The organism is Nonomuraea sp. NPDC049784, assembly GCF_040659615.1.
Taxonomy (GTDB): domain Bacteria; phylum Actinomycetota; class Actinomycetes; order Streptosporangiales; family Streptosporangiaceae; genus Nonomuraea.
Genome location: NZ_JBFAMX010001002.1, coordinates 1 through 2,424, shown reverse-complemented (window position 1 = coordinate 2,424; position 2,424 = coordinate 1). Strand labels below are relative to the sequence as shown.

Sequence of the window (2,424 nt, the reverse complement as noted above, 5' to 3'; positions counted from 1 at the left end):
TCCGCGCCGCGGCGTGCGCGTAACGAGCCCCTCATTGACGAGCTCTCCCAGGGCCAGCCTTACGGTGTTCCTGCTACCCCTCCCGGGCACGCCGGAACCTGCGGCCAGTCGATCCCCGACGTTCACGCCGTCCAGGCTAGGAGGCCGCCCCCTGCTGGCTGAATCAGCCAAAAGTACGATCTGCGCCTGCCCCGTCCCCTTGTCGCCGCACATGCGGCGCGTACTTGCGCGCCATCCTCGCCTTGCGAGGGCTGTGGTCCTTCAGTCGTGACGGGGCAGGCCTGACACCTCGTGGCCGGCGTGGAACAGAGCCTCGGCGATGAGGGCCCGTACGTGTGAGTCACGGGTCCGGTAGAGCACGCGACGCCCGTCCCTGCGGGTGTCCACCAGCCCTGCCAGCCGGAGCTTGGCCAGGTGCTGCGACACGGACGGCCGGGGCACGCCGATGGCCTGGGCAAGCGAGTTCACATCCTGCTCGCCCGATGACAGCAACCACATCAGCCGCAGCCGGGTGCCGTCGCTCAGCATGCGGAAGGCGTCCACGGCCGCGTTGACCTGGGCGGGAGTGGGTTGCTCCTGCGTCTGGTTCGCACCTGAAACGTTGTCGCGTGCGTACATGACTACATATCATGATAAAAAGGGACTAATTGCGCAAGTGAGGGATGCCATGGCTGAGAAGCAGGACCTTCGAGGGCACGGGCATGAGCACCAGCAGTCGGGGGCGGGGAGGAGACTCGCGCGCATGGTGCACGAGGTCGTGTCCCACGGCCTCTTCAGGACGCACAGCCACGACAGCGCCGACAAGACCGACGCCGCCCTGGAGTCCAGCAGCCGTGGCATGCGCGTGCTGGCCGTCTCGTTCGCCGTCCTGATGGCCACCGCCGCCGTCCAGGCGGTGATCGTCGTCGCCTCCGGCTCGGTCGCGCTGCTCGGCGACACCCTGCACAACCTGGCCGACGCCCTCACCGCCGTCCCGCTGGCGATCGCGTTCTCCCTCGGCCGCCGCGCCGCCAACCGCCGCTTCACCTACGGGTACGGCAGGGCCGAGGACCTCGCGGGCATCGGCATCGTCCTCCTGATCGCCGCCTCGGCGGCCCTGGCCGGCTACGAGGCCGTCATGCGGTTGTTCAACCCCCAGGACATCAGGGCCGTCGGCTGGGTGGCGGGCGCCGCCGTGGTCGGGTTCGCGGGCAACGAGTGGGTAGCCCGGTACCGGATCAAGGTGGGCAGGGAGATCGGCTCGGCCGCGCTGGTGGCCGACGGCCTGCACGCCAGGACCGACGGCTTCACCTCGCTGGCCGTACTTCTGGGCGCGGGCGGCGCGGCCCTCGGCTTCCCCCTCGCCGACCCGATCGTGGGATTGCTGATCACGTTCGCCATCTGCTTCGTGCTACGCGACGCCGCCCGCGAGATCTACCACCGGCTCATGGACGCCGTGGACCCCGCCCTCGTGGACACCGCCGAACGCATCCTGGCCGCGGTGGACGGGGTGCGGCGGGTCGGATCCGTACGCCTGCGCTGGATCGGCCACGCCCTGCACGCCGAGGTGGAGATCCTCGTGGACCACGGCATGTCGGTGGTGGACGCGCACGCGGTGGCGGTGGAGGCCGAGCATCGCCTCATCCACGAGCTCCCACGCCTGAGGGCGGCCACCGTACACACCGACCCTCACGGCCCGGCAGGCGCCGACCACCACGCCTCGTTGTCCGCCCATCGCACCCACTGAACTGCGACCTACCGTGGCGCGACCTCGGCGAGCTTGGCGAGCAGGGCGGTGACCCGTTCGCCCGCCGCCTTCGCGCCGCCGGAGGTCAGCGCCGAGCCCATCCCGCAGGCCACAGCGCCCGCCGCGATCCACTCCGGCGCGTTGTCGATGGTCACACCTCCGGTCGGGATCGCCGGAGCCTGCGGCAGGGCCGCCCGCACGTCCCGCAGCCACGACGGTGACACGGCGGAGGCAGGGAAGATCTTCACCGCGTCCGCACCCTCCTCCAGAGCTCGGACGATCTCGGTCGGGGTCGCCACGCCGGGGAAGACGGGCACGCCGTAGCGGTGGCCGGTGCGGATCACATCGGGATGCAGGCTCGGCGAGACCAGGAAACGCGCCCCCGACTCCACGGCGGCGCGGGCCGCGGCGGCGTCCAGCACGGTGCCCGCGCCGACCAGAGCCTCAGGCCGCTGCTCGGTGAGCCGCGCGACGGTGGCGAGCGCGCGCGGCGTGGTGAGCGCCACCTCCACGGCGCTCAGCCCCGCGTCCAGCACCGCCTCGGCGGCGGCCAGCGCCTCATCGGGCCCCAGGCTCCTGACGATCCCGAACACCCGCTGCTCGGTGACGGCTCGGACGATCTCCCACCGATACATGACTCCCCTTCTGACGATGAACGTCGTTCGGGCCGCTGACGTGCGGGCCGCGGGATGCGCCGC

General features: G+C 71.4%; 3 protein-coding genes. 1 reads left to right on the top strand and 2 read right to left on the bottom strand.

The annotated features are described in order from the left end of the window. Nucleotides 1-261 precede the first annotated feature (261 nt). On the bottom strand, nt 262-618 hold the full coding sequence (locus tag AB0J09_RS62380) for a metalloregulator ArsR/SmtB family transcription factor (RefSeq protein WP_360713626.1): 357 nt from the start codon (nt 616-618) through the stop codon (nt 262-264). A gap of 49 nt (nt 619-667) precedes the next feature. Here AB0J09_RS62380 and AB0J09_RS62375 point away from each other — a divergent pair, with 49 nt between their 5' ends. After that, nucleotides 668-1,726: a cation diffusion facilitator family transporter gene (locus tag AB0J09_RS62375; protein ID WP_360713624.1), complete on the top strand. Its 1,059-nt coding sequence runs from the start codon at nt 668-670 to the stop codon at nt 1,724-1,726. Between the two features lie 8 nt (nt 1,727-1,734). Here the strand turns inward: AB0J09_RS62375 and AB0J09_RS62370 are convergent. Further along, a partial coding sequence (locus AB0J09_RS62370; RefSeq protein WP_360713621.1) for a bifunctional 4-hydroxy-2-oxoglutarate aldolase/2-dehydro-3-deoxy-phosphogluconate aldolase occupies nt 1,735-2,424 on the bottom strand: 690 nt, incomplete at its 5' end.